Genomic DNA, 19,581 nt, shown 5'->3' with positions numbered 1-19,581 from the left:
GAACGAGCAAGGGCGGAGCCATACCGATGCATGACGAATCATCCACGCAGGATGCCCAGGGCGCGGACGCCTTCTACTTTGGGCAACTGGCCCAGGGCCGCTTCGTCATTCCCCGCTGTGCGGATTGTGGCCGGTGGCACTTCTTTCCACGCGTGCTTTGCCCGCACTGCGGCTCGGATACGCTGCAATGGCTTGCGCCCTCGGGCCGCGGCACCGTGTACTCCACCACCACGGTGCGCCGTAGGGAGGGCGACTACAACGTCTGCCTGGTCGACCTGGACGAAGGGCCAAGGATGATGAGCCGCATCACCGGCGTCGCGCCGGATGCGGTCCGCATCGGCATGCGCGTGCAGGTGCAGATCGCGCACGAAGAAGCCGGGCCGTTGCTCGTATTCACTCCGGGAGAGACGCAATGATGGGTAGCACCAGAGGCACATCCGGCTCGCAGCGCGGCGCCATCGCCATCCTCGGCACCGGGCTGGCCGGCCTGGGCCACGCCGGCGGGCGTACCGAGCAGGAGATCATCGCGCAGGCAGCGCATGCCGCGGTGAAGGCCAGCGGACTGCGCATGCAGGAGATCGACGGCATCATCACCTCCAGCCTCACCTCGCCGTGGTGGGTGATGCGCATGGCCGAGTACCTCGGCATCCGGCCGAGATTCTCCGATAGCACGATGTTTGGCGGCTCGTCGTTTATCGCCGACCTGAAGATTGCCGCCATGGCGATCGAGGCGGGCGAATGCGACAACGTACTGATCTGCTACGGCAGCACGCCACGCAGCGTGCCGAGCAGCTCGCGCCAGAACCAGATGCGGGCCGAGCTTGACCCGCAGCCCTACGAACACCCGTACAAGCCCTTCAACCCGCCCAGCAGCTATGCGCTGGCCGCGGCGCGCCACATGCACCAGTACGGCACCACGCGCACGCAACTGGCTGAGGTGGCCGTGGCCGCGCGCAGGTGGGCGCAGCTCAATCCCCATGCGTTCTCGCGCGACCCGCTCACGGTGGATGACGTCATCAACGCGAAGATGATCTCGGACCCGCTCACGGTGCGTGATTGCTGCCTGGTCACCGATGGCGCCGGCGCCTTCGTGGTCACGCGGGCTGACCGCGCGCGCGGCCTGCACGCCAGCCCGGTGTATGTGCTGGGTTGCGGCCATGCTCACTGGCACCGGCAGATTTCCTGCATGGACGATGTGACGGTCACGCCCGCCGTGGAGTCCGGGCGCAGGGCATTCACCGAGGCGGGCCTGACGCCGGACGATATCGACGTGGTGGAGCTCTACGATGCGTTCACCATCAACCCGATCCTGTTCCTGGAGGATCTCGGCTTCTGCGCCAAGGGCGAGGGCGGCGCCTTCGTGTCCGGTGGGCGCATCGAGCCGGGCGGCGCGTTCCCGATGAACACCAATGGCGGCGGGCTGTCCTGCCTCCACCCGGGCATGTACAGCATCTTCCTGGTGATCGAGGCCGTCACGCAGCTGCGCCGCGAGGCGGGCGCCCGCCAGGTCAAGGACGCGGACATTGCGCTGGTGCATGGCAATGGCGGCGTGCTGTCCAGCCAGGCTACGGCCATTCTCTCCACCTCGCTTTGAGCCCGAGCAATCCCATGACTTCCCATTCTTCGGCATCCGCCTTCACCTCGCTCACCGCTACGGTTCCGACGGTGCCTACGGTGCCTACGGTGCAATACGGCCGCCAGGGCCGCATCGCCATCCTGTTGCTCGACAACCCGCCCGTGAACGGCCTGGGGGACACCGTGCGCCTTGGTCTGTTCGACGGCATCTCCCAGGCCACGCAAGACGATGCTGTGACGGCAATCGTGATCCTCGGCGCCGGCAAGGTGTTCTGCGGCGGCGCGGATATCCGCCAGTTCAATACGCCGGCTGCCAGCGCGCAGCCCACCTTGCGCCAGGTGATCGCGCGCATCGAGCAGTCGGCCAAGCCGGTGGTTGCCGCCATCCATGGCGTGGCGCTGGGCGGTGGCATGGAACTGGCGCTCGGTTGCCACTACCGCATCGCCAGCGCCGATGCCAGCCTGGGGCTGCCGGAGGTCAACCTCGGGCTGGTGCCGGGCGGCGGCGGCACGCAGCGCCTGCCGCGCCTGATTGGCGTACCGGCGGCGCTGGCGCTGATCCAGGGCGGCAAGCCCGTGCGTGGTGACAAGGCGGTGGCGCTCGGCATGGCCGATGCACTGATCGACGGCGAGCCGCTGGCCGCGGCCGTGGCCTTCGCCGAGCGCGTGGCGGGTTTGCCGGGCGCCCATCCTGTGATCGCGCGCAAGCCTTGTGCCGATGCCGCTGGCGTGGACTTCGCAGTGCGCAGCGCGGCGGTTAACGCCAAGGCGCGCAATGCGCTGGCGCAACGCGCCGCCATTGCGTGCGTGGAAGCCGCCACGCGCCTGCCGATCGACGCCGGTCTTGACGACGAACGTGTCCGCTTCGACCAGCTCGTGGCAGGCACGGAATCGAAGGCGCTGCGCCACCTCTTCTTCGCCGAGCGCGAGGCGCCCAAGATGGCAGCACTGCCGGCAGGCGCATCGCTGCGCACGGTGGCGCGGGTGGGCATTCTCGGCGCCGGCACCATGGGCGCCGGCATCGCCATGGCCTTTGCCAACGCCGGCATTCCGGTGACCTTGCTGGAGCAGCAGCAGGCCGCGCTGGATCGGGGGCTGGCCATGATCCGCCGCAACTACGAGATCACGGCCGCCAAGGGCAAGCTCACGGCGCAGGATATTGCGCAGCGGATGGCATGCATCACGCCCACGCTGGCCGATACCGACCTGGCGGACGCCGACCTGGTCATCGAAGCGGTCTTCGAGGACATGGCGGTCAAGGAAGCCGTGTTCGCCTGGCTCGACGCGTTATGCAAGCCCGGCGCCATCCTCGCCACCAATACCTCGCGCCTGAGCATCGACGTCATCGCTGCGTCCACTTCGCGCCCGCAAGATGTGATCGGCCTGCACTTCTTCAGCCCGGCCAATGTCATGAAGCTGCTGGAAGTGGTGCAGGGCGAGCGCACCGCGCCGGAGGTCATCGCCACCTGCATGAAGATGGCCCAGGCCATCGGCAAGATCCCGGTGCTGGTGCGCGTGTGCGAAGGTTTTGTCGGCAACCGCATGCTCACGCCATACTGGCGCGAGGCCGGCTTCCTGCTGGAGGAGGGCGCATCGCCGCAACAGGTGGACGGCGCGCTCACGCGCTTTGGCATGGCCATGGGCCCGCTGGCCATGGCCGATCTTGCCGGCATGGATATCAACTGGGCCACGCGCAAGCGGCTCGCGCCGACGCGGCCCGCGCACCTGCGCTACTCCAAGGTGGCCGATCGCATCTGCGAGCAAGGCCGCTTCGGCCAGAAGACCAATGCGGGCTACTACCGCTACGAAGCCGGCAGCCGCGCGCCGCTACCCGATCCGGCGGTCGACGCGCTGATCCGCGCTTGCGCGGCGCAAGCCGGCATCGAACGCCGCGAGGTGAGTGACGAGGAGATCGTCGAGCGCTGCATGCTCGCGCTGGCGAACGAGGGCGCGCGCATCCTGGAGGAGGGCATCGCGCAGCGTGCCGCGGATATCGACGTGGTGTACGTGCATGGCTACGGCTTTCCTGCCTGGCGCGGCGGGCCGATGTTCCATGCCGAGACCATCGGCCTGGGCCGCACGCTCGACAAGATCCGGGCGTTGAATGCCATCCACGGCGAGCACTGGACGCCGGCGCCACTGCTGGTGCGGCTGGTGGCGCAGGGGCGCGAGACCTTCGCCGCAGGCTGAGATGGCGCAAGGCGCGTGCCTGTGTGCCCGGGCACCGGTTGCCTTACGGTGGAAGGCGGAGGACACTAGCGTAGTTTTTGCTGGTGCCAGCCGGGCGGTTGCGCCCAGCCTTTCATTGTTGTCAGCCTGGATGCACTGATCCGCATGTCGTTCAACCCCTTCTTCCCATACCTGCTGCAGCGCATGGACGAAGGCATCGCGCAGGCCGGCGGGCCAGCATGACCAGCATGCTGCTTTCCCGTGTCCATCCGTGGCTGCGCCGTGTGCTGCGCCCGGTGCTGGATCCGGCGCGGCGCTACCGCCATGCCAAGGTGATTCATGCCGCCAGGGTAGCGCTTGGCCTGCTGACGTCCATCGCGCTGACCACCGGCATCCACCTGCCCCATGGCGAATGGGCATCGATCACGCTGCTGGTGGTCATCGGCGGCCTGCAGCACCACGGCAATATCCGCAAGAAGGCGGCCGAGCGTGCGCTCGGCACGCTGATCGGCGCGGGCGCGGGGCTGGTGATCATCCTGCAGCAATCGTATTTGCACGCGCCCTTGCTCAGCTACGCGCTGATCGTGATCGCTTGCGCCGTCTGTGCGTATCACGCGATCGGCAAGGGCGGCTACGTGGCGCTGCTCTCCGCCATTACCATCTTTATCGTCGCCGGCCATGGCGAGAACGCCATTGCGGACGGCCTCTGGCGCGCGGCGGATGTGCTGATCGGCATCGCGATCGCACTGCTGTTCTCCTTCGCGCTGCCACTGCACGCCACCTATACGTGGCGCTACAAGCTGGCCGAGGCCCTGCGCAGTTGCGCCAGGATGCATGCGGCCATTGTCAACGACGCGGGCTTCGACCGGGCCGTACTGCAGCAGGCCATGGTGCTGCAAGGCAGCTTGCTGGTACAGCTGCGATCGCTGATGCCGTCGGTGGCCAAGGAGATCAACGTATCGATGGAGCAGCTCGAAGCCATCCAGCACGGCATGCGCGTGTGCATCAGCCTGCTGGAAGTGCTCGCGGCCACGCGCCCGCGCGTTGACGACGAAGAGGCCAAGGCATTCGTGCGCGACCATCTTGCCGAAGAGAACCGCCGCATCAGCGCCATGCTGATCGGCATGGCGCGCGCGTTGACCCATGGCGTGGTGGCGCGCCTGGCGCCGCGTGGTACTTGTTCGCTTGCGCGAATTGCGGGCACCGTTGCGCCGCAATGGGCTGGCTATGTCTCGCTGACGCTGCGCTTGTCCGGCGAGTTCGACGATCTCAGGCAGCGTCTGGCGGCCATCGCGGATCGATGGAATATTTAAGCCTGCTTTGGTGTTCACCGGTGGCCTCGACGCCGGTGATGAGGTTTGCCCGGGGCGCCGGCCTCGTGGATTGCCAGCAGGGAGAAATCGGGATGTCAGGATTGGCCTTCGGTCGCACCCACGCCACGCGGGTACCAGAGCAGCCGGCGTAGCATCCAGGCCCCGGCCAGCCCCAATGGAACGGCTAACGCCCACACGCCGACCGGGGCTTCCAGCGCCGTGCTTTCCGGCGCCATCGCGGCTGAGATCATGACGCCGGTGTTCAGGCCCGCATGCAGGACAATGCCAGGCCAGAGCGAACGCGTGCGGCAATAGAGCGCCGCCGCGAACAGCCCGATGGCGAACGCAATCACGAACTGGTAGATATTCAGGTGCGCCACGCCGAAGACGAAGGCCGAATACACGGTGGCATCGGCACGCACGTACCGACGGAGCATGCCGCGCAGCAGGATGCCGCGGAAGAACATCTCCTCCACGAACGGCGCGATCACGCACACCAGCACCCAGATGCCAATGCCCCCGCTCGTCATCTCCGTGATCATGCGCGCATCATCGGCGGAAAATGGGAACAGCGCCTCTATGCCGACCATGGCCAGTCCGTCCAGCAGCAGGATCAGCGGCACCATCAGCAGGATCGGCGGGCCCAACAGGCCCAGCGTGGCCGCCACGCTGGCGCTGCCCTCGTGGAACAGCTTGCGATAGCTCAACCCGCTGGCATGCAGCAAGGTGCTGAACACCAGCCCATAGCAGGCCACGCGAATGAGACTGGCGGCGGCCATTGGCTGCATGCCGCTGCGCAGCAAGGCCGGGCGCAGCAACATGGTCAATATCACCTCGACAAACCAGGCCACGAAGGTGAGCGCGAGCGCCCACTGGAAGGTAATCGGTTGGGTCTGGTCTGGCCGGTTGGGATTCATGGATCGCGAGATCTTTCGGGGCGAAGGGCTTGTTGTAGACGGCCGTCTCCATTAACGGCAGCGGCATCGCGATTCTGTAGAGTCGGCCCCTCGAAAATGACGTGAAAGGCAGGCGCAATAGCCGGGCCAGCACGCCACGGGGCGTGCATTGTGGCTTTTCGCCCTCGCACCTGCCAGGTACTAACAATTGATTACAACCGAGGGAGGCCCGTCGCACTATGCTCCCCGAGCCCCAAAAGACTGCGGCCGCCAATACAGCGGCATGCCGTACAACATGACAAGCAGGAAAATCGCATGAACCAGATCTACTCGTTTGCCCTGATGGCGATTGCCACGCTGGCGGCGACCTCGGGAGCCGCCCAGGCGCAGCATGTTGTCGGGGGGATGGGCGAGGAAGTGAGGATCGGTGCTTTCGGTGGCCGCGCCGACAATCACCTGGGCGGCCGCAGCCTGCCCGACAGCCATGGGCTCAATGCAGCAGGCCGGGACAGGAACCGCACGCGAGCCGTCAACCGACAAGCAGTGCGCGCCAGTGGCGCACGCGGAAGAACGCCTTCACTTCCCGGCAGAAATTTGCCCTAGGGGGCAGAGGCACCATCTTCCCGCCGCTCCGGAGCCCGAGCGCATACCTTGGTGGGTGAGTCGGGATGACTTCGCAAGCATTCCGCCAGGCGCGCCAGGGTACTGCCGCTTCAACGATGCAAATTACCGTCTGTCACCGATCCTGGACGTGACGCTGACTGCATTTCATGGGCGAGGACGTTCCATTCCGACTCGTTCCTTCCGGACTGGGATACGTCCCTGAAAAAGCGGTTCCACGAGAGCGAAGCCGCTTAATCCTGTTCCCGCCTCCACAACTCGGCTAGTTTCCGCCCGGTTGCCAAGCGTCGCTTACCAGCGATTCGCTGCTGCCTATACGCGACATCGATGCATGGGCAGATGCGTCTTTATTAATTGACCGCCCGGTCGGTTTATTTTAGGATGTGCCGGCGCCATGAAGAAAAAAAGACCCCGGAGACATCATGACCCTGCGCCCCCGCCTTGCCCGCCTTGCATCGACTGCCGTCATCCTCGCCCTCGGCGGCATCGCGGATATTCCCATTGGTCTTGCGACGGCGCATGCGGCCTCGTCCCATGCCGCGCAGCAGGTCGTGATCAAGCGGGACGAGTATGGCGTGCCGCATATCTACGCGGATACCGCCTACAAACTTTTCTATGGCTATGCCTATGCCGTCGCGCAAGACCGGCTGTTCCAGATGGAGATGGCAAAGCGCAGCACGCAAGGAACGGTGGCCGAGGTGCTGGGCGAGAAGTTCGTCAAGTTCGACCTGGCAACGCGCGGCAATTACTGGCCCGCGGCGATCGAGCAACAAATCGCGGCCTTGCCGAAGAGGGAGCGCGACATCCTCGATGGCTATGCCGCCGGGATGAATGCGTGGATCGCGCAAGTCCGTGCGCGGCCTGACACCTTGATGCCAAAGCAGTTCAACGATGCGGGCTTCAAGCCGTCAGACTGGAGCGCATTCGACGTGGCGATGGTGTTCGTCGGTACCATGGCGAACCGCTTCTCCGACAGCACCAGCGAGGTGGACAACCTGGCGTTGCTTACTGCCCTGAAAGACCGGTATGGTGAAGCGCGTGGCATGGATCTGTTCACGCAGTTGAAGTGGCTCGTCAATCCAAAGGCGGTCACCACCATCGCGGCCGGCGAGCGTACTTACCCGATACGGCTCGGCGCCCCGGCAGGCACCGGCGAACTTGCCTACGCATTGCCACGCTACGACGGACCGCCGCCGATGGCGGAGCGGCCCGCGCGCGGCGACGACGGCATGTTGCTCGCGCTCGACACGCAGGCCAACCGCGACACCGTGTTCGCCCAGTATGCGCAGAGCGGCGCCAACGGCCCTGCCGGCTTCCCGACCACCAGCAATATGTGGGTGATCGGCAAGCAGCGTGCGCGCGGCGCCAAGGCGATCATGCTCAACGGGCCACAGTTTGGCTGGTTCAACCCGGGTTACACCTACGGTATCGGCCTGCATGGCGCGGGCTTCGATATCGTCGGCAATACGCCGTTTGCCTACCCTTGCATCCTGTTTGGCCACAACGGCAAGATCTCATGGGGATCGACCGCCGGCTTCGGCGACGACATCGACATGTTCGCCGAGCGCGTCGACCCCGCTCGGCCTGATTTCTACTGGCACAACGGCAAGTGGGTGCAGATGCAAAAGCGCGCCGAGATCATCCACGTCAAGGATGGCGCGCCCGTGATACTCGACGTCTACCGCACCGTGCACGGCATCGTCATGCAGCGGGACGACGCCACGCACACTGCCTATGCCAAGGCACGCGCCTGGAGCGGAAAGGAAGTGCAGTCGCTCCTGGCGTGGACCCATCAGGCGCAGGCGCATGACTGGAAGAGTTGGACGGCCCAGGCTGCACGACAGGCCCTGACCATCAATTGGTACTACGCGGACCGCCAGGGCAATATCGGATACGCACACACCGGCGCCTATCCACATCGTCGGACGGGCCATGACCCGCGCCTGCCCGTGCCCGGTACCGGGGAATGGGACTGGCGCGGCGTGCTGCCGTTCTCCACCAACCCGCAGGTCTACAACCCGCGCTCCGGCTATATCGCCAACTGGAACAACTCGCCTGAGAAGGGCTACCCGGCCTCTGATCTGTTTGCCTTCCTGTGGGGTGCAGCGGACCGCAATGTCGAAATCCAGCATCGCATCGAGGCGCACGCGACGCTTGACAGCGACGATGCCTGGCAGATCCTGAAGGACACCAGCCGCTCGGACCTGAACGTGCGGCACTTCCTGCCATTCATCCGCAATGCCGCGGCGGCGCTGCCTGCCGATGATCCGCGCCGCCGCCTCGCCGATACGCTGGCGGGCTGGAGTGGCATCAACGACGACCCGCGCGACACCGGAACGTATGCCCAGCCCGGCTCAGCCATCATGAACGCCTGGCTCACGTCGATGCTGGCAAGGACCGTCGTCAAGGCGGTTCCCGCGCCCTTCGACAAGTGGTACATGGCCAGCGGCTATGAGACGACGCAGGATGGGCCCACCGGCTCGCTGAACCTCAGCACGGGCAGCAAGGTTCTTTATGAGGCGTTGCTGGGATCTCGCTCGGCCATTGCCCAGCGCGTGGACCTGTTTGGCGGCGCTGCGCCAGACGATGTCATTCGCGCCGCACTGGGCGACACCTGGACATCGCTGTCGGCCAAGTACGGGGACGATATCGCCCGCTGGCAACCGCCAGCCGTGATGCTCACCTTCCGCGCGAACAACTTCTTCGGCATTCCGCAGGCGGATGCGGCCGAAGCCATCCGTGTGCCGGAGTACCAGAATCGCGGGACGGAGAATGACCTGATTGTGTTCGGCAGTGCCGCCGCTGCCGGCAAGACGCAGGCATGGGATGTGGTGGCACCGGGGCAGAGCGGGTTCGTCGCGCCAGATGGCACCCGCTCACCGCACTACAGCGACCAGCTCGCCCTCTATACGGGCTTTGGCCGCAAGCCGCTGCGCCTGGAGGCGGGCGAAGTCGCGCGCCATACGCGCAGCGAAGAAAGGGTCACGGTCGCACCGCGATAGCTCGTGGCTGGCGGCCTCAGGCTGACCGCCGGCGCCGGACCCGGTGGCGATGCGATCGATCTGGCCTCGTCATGCCGATACGCTCGCCACCCGCCAGGATTCAGGGATGACCGCTGTGTCTCTTCGCCAGCGGCAGCATTGGCTGCGCGCCGCTGGCCGGCCCGAGCTTCGCCTTTCTCTTGTCGGCCATGGCCTTGTCGATCACCTTCTGCTGCGCCAGGTCGTGAAACGCGTGGGCACGAAGGGGAAGTCACAGGACGGGCAGGAAGTTGAGTCACGCCGGCGGGCAGCCACACATCATCCGCACCGTGCCAAAACTTGGGTATGTGCTTGATCAAGACAAGAGGCAACCATGAAATGGGAGCCCTCACTGTCGGTCATGCGCCCGGCGGCGAACAGACCGGCGATGCCGACACAGCCCCCGCTGCAGGAAAAACGGCTCAGAACCGATGCCGCACGCCCACAATCGCCCCCACCTGGCTCTGCCCGGCCCCGACTTGTTCCGTGGTATTCACCAGCGTCGTCGCATTGGCATTCAGCGATGGCCCGAACCCGGACAATCCCATCGCAGACCCATCACGGTTCTTCGCGTAAGCGAGGATCGTGTAGAGATCGGTGCGCTTGGACAGCGCGTACGTGCCGGATAACACAAAGCTCAGCGGATCGGCCGAGGAGTTGCGCACGTCGGTGTAGTACGCAGCGCCGGTCAGCGAAATGGCTGGCGTGGCCTGGTACTGCACGCCGGCCCAGTAGAGGTTGGTGCGCAGGGAACTGGTGGTGAAGTCGCCACGGTAGTAGCGGTAGCCCGCCAGCACCTTGACCGACGAGAAGGCATAGGCCGCGGCCACGGCGGCGCGGCGCTCGCGGTTGTCCTGCAGCGTGACCGTGCTGCCGCGGACTTCGTCGTAGGCCACGCGCGTGGACAGGCGGCCGCTGGTGTAGCCCAGGCTGGCGCTCCATTCCCGTCCTGCCTTGGATGCGCCTGCGATTTCGCCGCCGGCGGTGCTGTCGTAGCCGGTGCTGTAGAGCAGGCCGTAGTAGATGCCGCCAGTGGTGCCGGTGAACTTGATGGCATTGTCGGCGCGGCCTGACATCCATTTGTCGTGCATCAGCAGGGAGTAGCGGGTCGAGATGACCATGGGGTCGAACGCCGACGAGAGATCGTACAGCAGCGTTTGTTGGCGGCCTAGGGTCAGCGTGCCGTACTGGGCCTGCAGGCCGGCGAAGGCCTGGCGGCCGAACAGGCGGCCGCCCTGGTTGACCTTGCCAGTGTCGAGGTCGAAGCCGTTCTCCAGTACGAATACGCCCTTGAGGCCGTTGCCCAGGTCCTCCGTGCCACGCAGGCCGAAGCGCGAGGTGGAGAGGTTGCCGGTGGACATGCGCACCGTGGAGTCGCTGCCGCCGGTGGCGTTGGGCACGTGGCTCAGGTATTCGATGCCGGCATCGACCACGCCGTAAAGCGTGATACTGCCTTGCGCCATTGCGGCGCCGGGAATGAGCGGCAACAGCGCCAGCCATGCACGAGATTTCATTACGTTGATTTCCTTATGATTTGCGACGCCCCAAGGGCTCGGGCATCGCAGCGGCGTCAATGTAGCGTCATAAGGACAATGCAAAAAAGGGAGTTCCCGGAACAGACTGTTCCTGCCGGCGAACAGTCCGTCCCGGCTCCCTTGGCCCCTTTTTCCCGCGTACCGCTTAGCGCTTGCGCTGCAAGAACTCGTTCATGTACCGCTGCGGCTCCCCGGTCTCGAAGGCACTGCCAAACTCCGCCACGCTGTTGTTGATGGCCACATCCAGCGGCGCCTCTTCCCACTCGCGTAACAGCCGCTTCTGCTGGCGCACCACGGCAGGGCCGAAGCCGGCCAGCAGCGTGGCGAGGCGTTCGACCTCGGCGTCCAGTTCGGCTAGCGGCACCACCTTGCTCACCAGGCCCCAGGCCAGCGCTTCGCGCGCGTCGGAGATCTCGCCGGTCAGCAGCATCCATGCGGCGCGGGCGTTGCCGATCAGGCGGGGCATCAGCGCAGCGTGGATGACCGACGGAATGCCGACCTTGACCTCGGGCATGCCGACGTGGGTGTTGTCCGCGGCGACGCGGATGTCGCAGGCCAGCGCGAGTTCCAGGCCGCCGCCCAGGCACCAGCCGGGCATGCGCGCGATCACCGGCACGGGGAAGTGGCGCAGCGCGTCGCACAGGCCGCGCAGGCCACTGATGAAGCGCTGCGCGCTGTCGCGGGTCAGGGCGGCCATCTCCTTGATGTCGGCGCCGCCGATAAAGCCTTTTTCTCCGGCGCCTTGCACGATCAGCACGCGGATCTCGTCCCGGGCCGCGAGCTCGGCCACGGCCTGGGTCAGTGCGGCGATGACCGGCGTGCTCAGGATATTGAGCGAGCCGGCCTCGCGGATGGTGAGGGTGGCGATGCCGAGCGCATTGATCTCGATGCCGGCGTATGGCTTGTTATCTGCTTGGCTCATGACGTGGTCTCACTGCAGTTTTGTGAAATGGATATCTTCGACGACCTTCTTCCAGTGCGCGTTCTGGCCGCGGATCAGCTCGGCGAATGCCTTGCGCGTCATCGGTGCTGGAATGGCGCCTTGCTTCTCGATGGCGGTGACGACTTCGGGATCGGCCAGCACCTGCCGCACTGCGTCGTTGAGTTTGTCCAGGATAGCCGCCGGCGTGCCGGCGGGCGCGCCCAGTCCGAACCAGGAGGGATTGTTCATGGCCGGCAGGCCGGCCTCGGCATAGGTTGGCACATTGGGCAGTACCTTCAGCCGCTGCCTGGCAGCCACCGCCAGCGGGCGCAGGCGGTTGCCCTGGATCAGGCTGGAGGAGGAGGGAATGTTGTCGAACACCACCTGGATCTGGCCTGCCACCGCATCGTTGAGCGCGGGGCCCAGGCCCTTGTAGGGCACGTGGAGCATCCTGGTGCCAGTCTCGTTCATGAACAGCTCGCCGTTCATATGGCTCAGGCCGCCATTGCCCGACGATCCGAACGAGTACTTGCCCGGGTTGGCCTTGAGCAGCTTGATGAAGGCGGGCAGGTCGCTGGCCGGGAAGGCCGGGTTGACCACCAGGACGTTGGGCACGTCGGCGAGGTTGCTGATGGGTTCGAAATCCCTGACGGGGTCGTAGGCTGTCTTGGCGTACACGTTGGGGTTGACCGCGTGCGAGCTTTCCACTTCCATGACCAGCGTATAGCCGTCCGCAGGCTGCTTGGCCGCATAGGCGCTGCCTACGGCGCCGCCCGCGCCAGGGCGGTTTTCCACCACGACGGGCTGCTTGAGCACGACGCCGAGCCGGGTGCCGACGATGCGCGCGATGATGTCGGTGGTGCCGCCGGCCGCGTAGGGCACGATCAGCTTGATGGGTTTGCCGGGGTAGGCCGAGGCGTACGCGCCGCTGGCAAGGCTCAGGCCAGCGAGCAGGGTGGTGGCGATGATGCGTTTGTTCAAGCGATGTCTCCGGATGGGTTCTTTTTAGGTGTCGGTGCGCGCCGGCACTAGCTGCCGTTGCGCCGGCCGTGCTCATCGAGCAGCGGCGGCGGCGCCAGTGCTCGCGCGCCGCTGCCGGCCAGCATGGGGTTGCGGATCATCGGCACGCGGCCAAGCACCGGGTGCTCGGCTTGCTGCACCAGTTGGCGGTGCGCGACCTGCGGATGCGCAAACACTTCTGCCATGGAGTGGATCGGGCCCCATGGCACGCCGGCCGCGTCGAAGGCTTGCGTCCAGCTCTGCCGGTCGCGGGTGGGGAACACGTCGGTGAGCAGCTTGCGCAGCGCCGGCAGGTTGGCGATGCGCCCCGAGTTGCTGGCGTAGCGTGGGTCCGTTGCCAGCGCGCCGAGGCTGGCCACTTCGCAGAAGCGCGCGAACTGCGCGTCGTTGCCGATGGCGAGGATCAGGTGGCCATCGGCGCAGCGGAAGACTTCGTACGGCGCGCAGTTGGGATGCGCATTGCCGCTGCGTTGCGGCGCCTTGCCGGACACCAGGTAGTTGGAGGCCTGGTTGGCATTGAGCGCGACTGCCACGTCGAGCAGGGCGATATCCAGGTATTCGCCTTCGCCGGTGGCGTGACGGCGCAGCAAGGCCGCCAGCACCGCCGAGGTGGCATACATGCCGGTGGTCAGGTCCACCACCGCCACGCCCGTGCGCAGCGGGCCGGCGCCAGGCTCGCCGTCGGGGTGCCCGGTGTAGCTCATCAGCCCGCCCATGCCCTGGAACACATAGTCGTAGCCGGGCTTGTCCGCCATCGGGCCGCTCTGGCCAAAGCCGGTGATCGACAGGTAGACCAGCCGCGGGTTGAGCGCCTTGAGCGTTTCATAGTCCAGGCCGTAGCGGCGCAGCGTGCCAACCTTGTAGTTCTCCACCAGCACATCGGCTTGCAGCGCAAGCTCGCGGATCTGCGCGGCGCCTTCGGGGGTGGCGTAGTCGATGGCCACGGATTGCTTGCCGCGGTTGCAGCAGATGAAGTAGGCGGAGAGGCCAGCCTCGCTATTGCCGCCCGCGCTGCCTTCGGGCGCGTGCAAGTAGGGCGGGCCCCAGCCGCGCGTGTCGTCGCCGTGACCGGGGCGTTCTACCTTGGTGACTTCGGCGCCCAGGTCGGCCAGGTTCTGCGTGCACCACGGGCCGGCCAGTATCCGGGACAAATCCAGCACCTTGATGCCGGCCAGGGCCTGATGAAGCATGGGGTCTCCGCAAGACAATTCGTTATGGTGCGGGCGAGTGTATCGGCGGCCCCCGGGGCGGGCCAGTTCATAGTTTTCAAGGAAGCGTTCGCCGAATTCGAACGGCCCGGTGAAGCCATGGTGAGGGCCGGGGCGGCCTGAAGTGAATTCCGCAGCGCTCGGCTGCAGACGGTGGCGCATTCCCCTCCTAGCGGCGTGCGGTACGCGCTACACTTGAGCTACTGCGCCCGCGATCGAGAAGTGGATCGGGCAGAAGCATCCGGATCCCGGCGCGGCCAGTTTCCTGCTTCACCTACCCCCAGCGAGGAGATGCATCATGTCGATACCGTCCAATCCGTTCACCGATTTCAGCAAGTTGCTTGAGCAGTACAAGCTCCCCGGGGTCGATATGACCTCGGTAATCGAAGCGCGGCGCAAGGATATCGAAGCCATCACGGAGGCCAACAAGGTGGCCTACGAAGGCATGCAGGCACTGGTGCAGAAGCAAACGGAGATCCTGAGCAAGACCATGCAGGAGATCCAGTCGGCGGCGCAAAAGATGACCACCGGCGGCAACCCGGCCGAGGCCATGGCCAAGCAGGGCGAGTTCGTTCAGCAGGGCCTGCAGAAGGCGTTCAACAATATGCGTGAACTGGCGGAAATGGCGCAGAAATCGCAGGCCGAGGCGCTGGCCGTGATTACCAAGCGCGCGGAGCAGAATATCGAAGAGGCGAAAAACCTGATGAAGCCGAAGGGCAAGTAAGCGCGAGCAAGCGCAAGTCCGCACAAGCGACAAGCCTGTTGCGGACAGCCTCGCCAAGCCAGGATCGCTCCAGATCCTGGCTTGGCGGGCCGCGCCACGGCGTCATGCCAGCGCGTCCATCGCAGTGCATGGATTGCACTGCTGTGAAAGGGATCCATCATGATCGCCATCACGAACGCCAGCCCACTGATCTCGCTGATCGCGGGCATCCTGATCCTGATCATGCCGCGGCTGCTGAACTACATCGTGGCAATCTACCTGATCATCATCGGCTTGCTAGGGCTGTTCGGCGGGCACCTGCACTAAGAGCGCCGTTTCAAAGAGATCCTGGCGTCGTTGCGCGGCCTTGGTCGATCTACTTGTAGGGTCTGCGGCCGCGCGCCTGGCCAGAACCGCTTCGCTTCATTCTGAAACGGCCTCCAAGGCGCCGGGCGTAGCCGAAGGCAATGCGCGCATCTCCCGCGCAGCACGGGAAGGCCGCGCTGCGCGGGCGTGCTTTACGCCTTGACAGCGCGGCGTGCGCTTTGCTGGGCTGCGCCAGTCGCTGCCGCGGTCGATGCTTCGATGTTGGACTTCACCGTTTCAACCGCTTGCTTCGAGGCCTTCTGCACCGATTCGTAGGTGTTGTTGGCGGCGGCAACCGTCTGCTGCAGCAGGGCGGTGATCGCCTCCGATCCGGCCGGCGCATTCTTTACGAACGTATCGACGAAGGTTTGCACGCTGCGGTTGTGCTGTTCGTATTGCGCTTCCACCGTCTTGGTGAGCTCGGCCTGCGTGGCCGAGGCAATCTCGTACACGTGGCGGGCATACGCCAGCGCCTTGTCGGCTGCCGGCTGCGCGAACTTACCCTGCGCGCTGAAGACATCCTTCAGGTCGCCACCGGACAAGGCCGCCTGCACGGTCTCCTGGCTTTCGGCCAGGCTCGACTTCACGGCTTGCAGGTTCAGCTCGGCCAGTTTCTGGAAACCGTCGAAAGCCGTATTCGTCAGCGCGAACAAGTTGGCGAAATGGGCTTTCTGGGCTTCAGCGAACTGGTCGGACGAAAAAACGAACATGCGTGTTCTCCTGTGTATCGCCCGGCAGCCAGGCCGACATGCACGGGATGTGCCGTCGCGGCAAGCGGGTCGAATATGAGATTCGGAAAGGCGGCGGCATCACTGATTTGCGCAGTGCACCATCCAAGGGCAGATTCTAGAGCCCTCTATTTGGATAGCCCCTAGGGAGATACCCGAACAAGCACGGTATCCCGCTTGTTGCTGTGCAGCAAGGTCGACATGCGCGTACCCAACTGTGTGGGGGTGCCTCCCGGCGTACCCCGTACGCAATCCAGATGACGATCCGGGGCGGGCGCAAAGAGCGCATCCTCCACTTCCGGATGACCGTCTTCCGGCTCCCGCGATGAGGGCAACGTCAATTGCCCGAGCTTATGCCGCCGGCTTCTCGAACGCGCGCAGCGGCTTGAGGAATTCCAGCGTGCGCTCGCGCTTGAGCAGCCTCGGCAATGCCTGCTCATAGGCTTGCCGATAGGGCCGGCTCAAGTGATATGTCTGGAAATATGCTGGGCTGCAAGCCCAGGTCTCGTAGAGCACCAGCGTATCGTGGTCTTCGACCGAGCGATGCAGGTAGGTGTTGACGAAATCCGGCTCCTTGGCCATTTGTTCCAGCACTTGCAGCAAGCTGGATTCGAGTTCGTCGCGATGCTCCGGCTTACCCGGCAGGTGGACGATAAAGGCGATGCTTTCGCTCATGGTGTTCAGTGCTCCTTGCTGATGCTTAGTCAGACAATTCAGCTAAGCCAGTTAGGCCAGTTAAGCCCGTTAAGCCCGTTAAGCCAGTTAAGCCAGTTAGGCCGCTCAAACCTCACAACTGGCTCATGCCGCCATCGACGATGATCTCCGTGCCGACGATGAACGCCGACTCGGTGGCCGAGAGATGCAGCACCGTTGCCGCGATTTCCTTCGCCTCGCCAAAGCGGCCGAGCGGGACCTGGCTCTTGATCTGGGCGGCTGTGTTGGCGAGGGTGTCGGCGTCCAGGCCGAGCTTGCCGTAGAGCGGCGTGCTCACAGGGCCCGGGCTGAGCACATTGACGCGGACTCCGCGCGGCAGCAGCTCGGCGGAGAGCGTCTTGGCCAGCGAGATGAGGCCGGCCTTGCTGGCCGCGTAGACCGCAGATGACGGCATGCCGATGTGCGCGTTGATGGAGCCGTTGAGCACAATCGATGCGCCTGGATTGAACAGCGGCGCCAGTGCCTGGATCTGGAAGAAGGGGCCCTTCACATTGGTATTGAAGGTCTGGTCCCACATCGATTCCTCGACATCCGACAACGGTGCGAACCTGGCGACGCCCGCGTTGATGAACACGGCATCGAGCTTGATGCCTTCATCGGTGAGGCGTTTTGCCAGCGCGCGGGCGGCGTCCACGGTGCCGGCGTCATTCTGGATGGCTAGCGCGTTGGCGCCCAGCGTGGGCTTGGCGGCCTCCAGCGTCGCGGTGTCCCGGCCCGTCACGATGACGCGCGCGCCCTCGGCGGCGAATGCCTGCGCGGTAGCCAGGCCCATGCCACTGTTGCCGCCAGTGACCAGTACGGTTTTGCCTTCGAAGCGATTCATGGTGTTCTCCTGAGAACGTGGTGTGGTGATGTGAATGGAGTATGGACAGCGCGGGACAATAAGCCATGCGAAAGAGTTAGCAATCTTGTTCGATAAGATTGGACGTCTTTGGTGGCCTGTCAAAAAGCGCTGCCAACCACACGCGGACTCGGGGGAAAGGAAAAAAGGGCGCTGCCAGGCAGCGCCCCCCATGTTTTGCCGCGTCAGCAGCCGTGCCGGCAACGTTACGCCTGCGTCTCGCGCTGCCGCGCCACTTCCTGGTTGCGCAGGATAAAGCGCTGGACCTTGCCGCTCGGCGTCTTCGGCAACTCGGGAACGAACTCGATTTCGCGGGGATAGGCGTGGGCCGCGAGGCGATTGCGCACGTGCAGGCGCAGTTCTTCGGCCAGCTCCGGGCTCGCCTTGTATTGGGGGCCGAGCACGACAAAGGCCTTGATCAGTTCGGTGCGTTCCGGATCGGGTTTGCCGATGACCGCGGTCTCGACCACCGCCGGATGCTCGATCAGCGCGCTCTCTACATCGAACGGGCCGACGCGGTAGCCGGAGGTGGTGATGACATCGTCGGCGCGGCCGATAAAGCTGATGCTGCCATCGGGGTTCAGCTCCGCGGTGTCGCCGGTCAGGTAATACTGGCCGACGAAGGCGCCGGTGGGCGTGCCGTGGTAGCCGGCGAACCAGGCCATCGGCGATTGCTGCATATCCAGCGCGAGCGTGCCAGGCTCGCCGGCCGGCAACTCGCGTGCGTTGTCGTCCAGCACCACCACGCGATGGCCCGGGCTGGCGAAGCCGGCCGCGCCCAGGTGCACCGGATGGCGCAGCGCGTGGTGATTGCACAGCACCATGCCGAGCTCGGTCTGGCCGTAGTGATCGTGGATGGTGACGCAGAGCTGGTCGGCGAACCAGCGGATCACTTCCGGGTTGAGTGGCTCGCCCGCGCTGCTGACCGCGCGCAGCTTGCCGCGCAGCGGGCCGGCCACGGCCTGCCCCGCCGCGATCAGCAGGCGATAGGCGGTGGGCGAGCCGGCCAGGTTGGTGATGCCGTACTTGTCGATCATCCGGCATGTGCTCTCGATGCTGAACGGGCCGTCATAGAACGTGGTGGGATGCCCCAGGGCCAGAGGCCCGGTCACCGCGTAATACAAGCCATAGGCCCAGCCAGGATCGGCGAGGTTCCAGAAGGCATCCTCGGGGCGCAGGTCGACCGCATCGCGCATATAGCCCGCGAACGCAGCCACGGCCTTGAGCGGCACCAGCAGCGGCTTGGCGGGGCCGGTGGTGCCGGAGGTGAACATCATCAGGAACGGATCGTCGCCGGTGCGCATGACCGGATCGAACCGGGCCGGCTGGCGGTCAAGCTCCGCCCAGAAACTGAAGTCTCCGCGCGCGATGCCGCGGCCTTTGGTGCCGCCAACGGTGAGTACTTGGGGGCAGTTCTCCACCTCATCGAGCTTGCCGCGATTGGCGCCGTCGGTGACCACGAGCCGGGCGCCGGAGGTCTGCAGCCGATGCTCGATGGCCTTGGGGCCAAAGGCTGTGAACAACGGCTGGTAGACCGCGCCGGCGCGCCAGGTGCCCAGGATGGTGACAAGCAACTCCGGGGTGCGCGGCAGCAGGCCAGCCACACGATCGCCGGGGCCGATGCCCTGCGCCGCGAGAAAGCTGGCGAACTGCGCGGAGAGCTTCTGCAACTGGCTGAAGGTATAGCTCTCGCTGGTGCCGTCGCGGCTCTCCCAGAACAGCGCGATGCGCCCTGGCAGTGCATGGCGGTCGCAGCATTCGACGCAGGCATTGATGGCATCGAGCTTGCCGCTCAGGCGCTCCGAGATCGATGCCTCATAGGAAAAGCCGGCGATGGCCTCGGCGTAGTCGCGCATGGTGGTCTCCTGGTTTTCTTGTATGAATCGCAGCTGTCCGCATGGACAGGGGGTGCGCGAAATTCTGGGCCACGCCAGCGTGCCCGGCAATGGC

Annotated in this window: 17 protein-coding genes; 8 read left to right on the top strand and 9 right to left on the bottom strand. The window is 65.3% G+C overall.

All coding sequences use genetic code 11. The annotated features are described in order from the left end of the window. The first annotated feature begins 26 nt into the window (after positions 1-26). The 4 genes from AC1RQC_RS11300 (at position 27) to AC1RQC_RS11285 (ending at position 5,057) form a co-directional block, all read left to right on the top strand. Positions 27-416 (top strand): Zn-ribbon domain-containing OB-fold protein, encoded by a 390-nt coding sequence (locus AC1RQC_RS11300; protein ID WP_492370438.1) that lies wholly within the window; start codon positions 27-29, stop codon positions 414-416. Beyond that, entirely contained in the window at positions 413-1,594 is a 1,182-nt protein-coding gene (locus AC1RQC_RS11295) for a thiolase family protein (protein WP_492883354.1), read from the top strand. Before AC1RQC_RS11300 ends, AC1RQC_RS11295 begins: the two co-directional genes overlap by 4 nt. 14 nt (positions 1,595-1,608) lie before the next feature. Next, complete coding sequence (locus tag AC1RQC_RS11290; protein WP_492883352.1) at positions 1,609-3,765, top strand: 3-hydroxyacyl-CoA dehydrogenase NAD-binding domain-containing protein; 2,157 nt, start codon at positions 1,609-1,611, stop codon at positions 3,763-3,765. A 218-nt stretch (positions 3,766-3,983) separates the two neighbouring features. Then, positions 3,984-5,057, top strand: coding sequence for an FUSC family protein (locus tag AC1RQC_RS11285; protein WP_492883350.1), 1,074 nt, complete (start codon positions 3,984-3,986; stop codon positions 5,055-5,057). A gap of 95 nt (positions 5,058-5,152) precedes the next feature. Here AC1RQC_RS11285 and AC1RQC_RS11280 read toward each other — a convergent pair whose 3' ends face one another. Further along, the gene (locus AC1RQC_RS11280; protein WP_492808178.1) at positions 5,153-5,974 is read right to left on the bottom strand and encodes a CPBP family intramembrane glutamic endopeptidase; all 822 of its coding nucleotides are present in this window, start codon (positions 5,972-5,974) and stop codon (positions 5,153-5,155) included. A 294-nt stretch (positions 5,975-6,268) separates the two neighbouring features. On the opposite strand from AC1RQC_RS11280, the gene AC1RQC_RS11275 reads away from it, so the two are divergent. Both AC1RQC_RS11275 and AC1RQC_RS11270 read left to right on the top strand, forming a co-directional pair. Next, positions 6,269-6,556, top strand: coding sequence for a hypothetical protein (locus AC1RQC_RS11275; RefSeq protein ID WP_492808176.1), 288 nt, complete (start codon positions 6,269-6,271; stop codon positions 6,554-6,556). Between the two features lie 440 nt (positions 6,557-6,996). Beyond that, positions 6,997-9,576 carry a penicillin acylase family protein gene (locus tag AC1RQC_RS11270; RefSeq protein ID WP_492808174.1) on the top strand — a complete coding sequence of 860 codons (2,580 nt, stop codon included), beginning with the start codon at positions 6,997-6,999 and terminating at the stop codon, positions 9,574-9,576. Positions 9,577-10,016: 440 nt separating this feature from the next. Here the strand turns inward: AC1RQC_RS11270 and AC1RQC_RS11265 are convergent, their stop codons facing one another. From AC1RQC_RS11265 to AC1RQC_RS11250, 4 genes are all read right to left on the bottom strand, one after another. Next, positions 10,017-11,108: a porin gene (locus AC1RQC_RS11265; RefSeq protein WP_492370431.1), complete on the bottom strand. Its 1,092-nt coding sequence runs from the start codon at positions 11,106-11,108 to the stop codon at positions 10,017-10,019. 166 nt (positions 11,109-11,274) lie between these two features. After that, positions 11,275-12,051 (bottom strand): enoyl-CoA hydratase, encoded by a 777-nt coding sequence (locus AC1RQC_RS11260; protein WP_492370430.1) that lies wholly within the window; start codon positions 12,049-12,051, stop codon positions 11,275-11,277. A gap of 9 nt (positions 12,052-12,060) precedes the next feature. Then, on the bottom strand, positions 12,061-13,032 hold the full coding sequence (locus AC1RQC_RS11255) for a Bug family tripartite tricarboxylate transporter substrate binding protein (protein WP_492883348.1): 972 nt from the start codon (positions 13,030-13,032) through the stop codon (positions 12,061-12,063). 47 nt (positions 13,033-13,079) lie between these two features. After that, positions 13,080-14,261: a CaiB/BaiF CoA transferase family protein gene (locus tag AC1RQC_RS11250; RefSeq protein ID WP_492370428.1), complete on the bottom strand. Its 1,182-nt coding sequence runs from the start codon at positions 14,259-14,261 to the stop codon at positions 13,080-13,082. A gap of 316 nt (positions 14,262-14,577) precedes the next feature. Between AC1RQC_RS11250 and AC1RQC_RS11245 the strand changes: the two genes are divergently transcribed. Then, complete coding sequence (locus tag AC1RQC_RS11245; RefSeq protein ID WP_492370427.1) at positions 14,578-15,003, top strand: phasin family protein; 426 nt, start codon at positions 14,578-14,580, stop codon at positions 15,001-15,003. A gap of 159 nt (positions 15,004-15,162) precedes the next feature. Continuing rightward, positions 15,163-15,309: a DUF3096 domain-containing protein gene (locus AC1RQC_RS11240; protein ID WP_174426797.1), complete on the top strand. Its 147-nt coding sequence runs from the start codon at positions 15,163-15,165 to the stop codon at positions 15,307-15,309. A gap of 191 nt (positions 15,310-15,500) precedes the next feature. Here the strand turns inward: AC1RQC_RS11240 and AC1RQC_RS11235 are convergent, their stop codons facing one another. The 4 genes from AC1RQC_RS11235 to AC1RQC_RS11220 all read right to left on the bottom strand — a co-directional run bounded on the left by AC1RQC_RS11235 (position 15,501) and on the right by AC1RQC_RS11220 (position 19,487). Continuing rightward, complete coding sequence (locus AC1RQC_RS11235) at positions 15,501-16,058, bottom strand: phasin family protein (RefSeq protein ID WP_492883346.1); 558 nt, start codon at positions 16,056-16,058, stop codon at positions 15,501-15,503. Between the two features lie 369 nt (positions 16,059-16,427). Next, a complete protein-coding gene (locus AC1RQC_RS11230; RefSeq protein WP_492370425.1) occupies positions 16,428-16,751 on the bottom strand; it encodes a putative quinol monooxygenase in 324 nt (107 codons plus the stop codon). 112 nt (positions 16,752-16,863) lie between these two features. Then, on the bottom strand, positions 16,864-17,613 hold the full coding sequence (locus AC1RQC_RS11225) for an SDR family oxidoreductase (RefSeq protein WP_492808169.1): 750 nt from the start codon (positions 17,611-17,613) through the stop codon (positions 16,864-16,866). Between the two features lie 224 nt (positions 17,614-17,837). Further along, positions 17,838-19,487 carry an acyl-CoA synthetase gene (locus tag AC1RQC_RS11220; RefSeq protein WP_492883344.1) on the bottom strand — a complete coding sequence of 550 codons (1,650 nt, stop codon included), beginning with the start codon at positions 19,485-19,487 and terminating at the stop codon, positions 17,838-17,840. Between the last annotated feature and the right edge of the window lie 94 nt (positions 19,488-19,581).

Source organism: Cupriavidus sp. GW822-FHT03E04 (assembly GCF_058801495.1).
The sequence above is the reverse complement of the archived record's forward strand: the minus strand, read 5'-3'. Positions and strand labels throughout refer to the sequence as shown.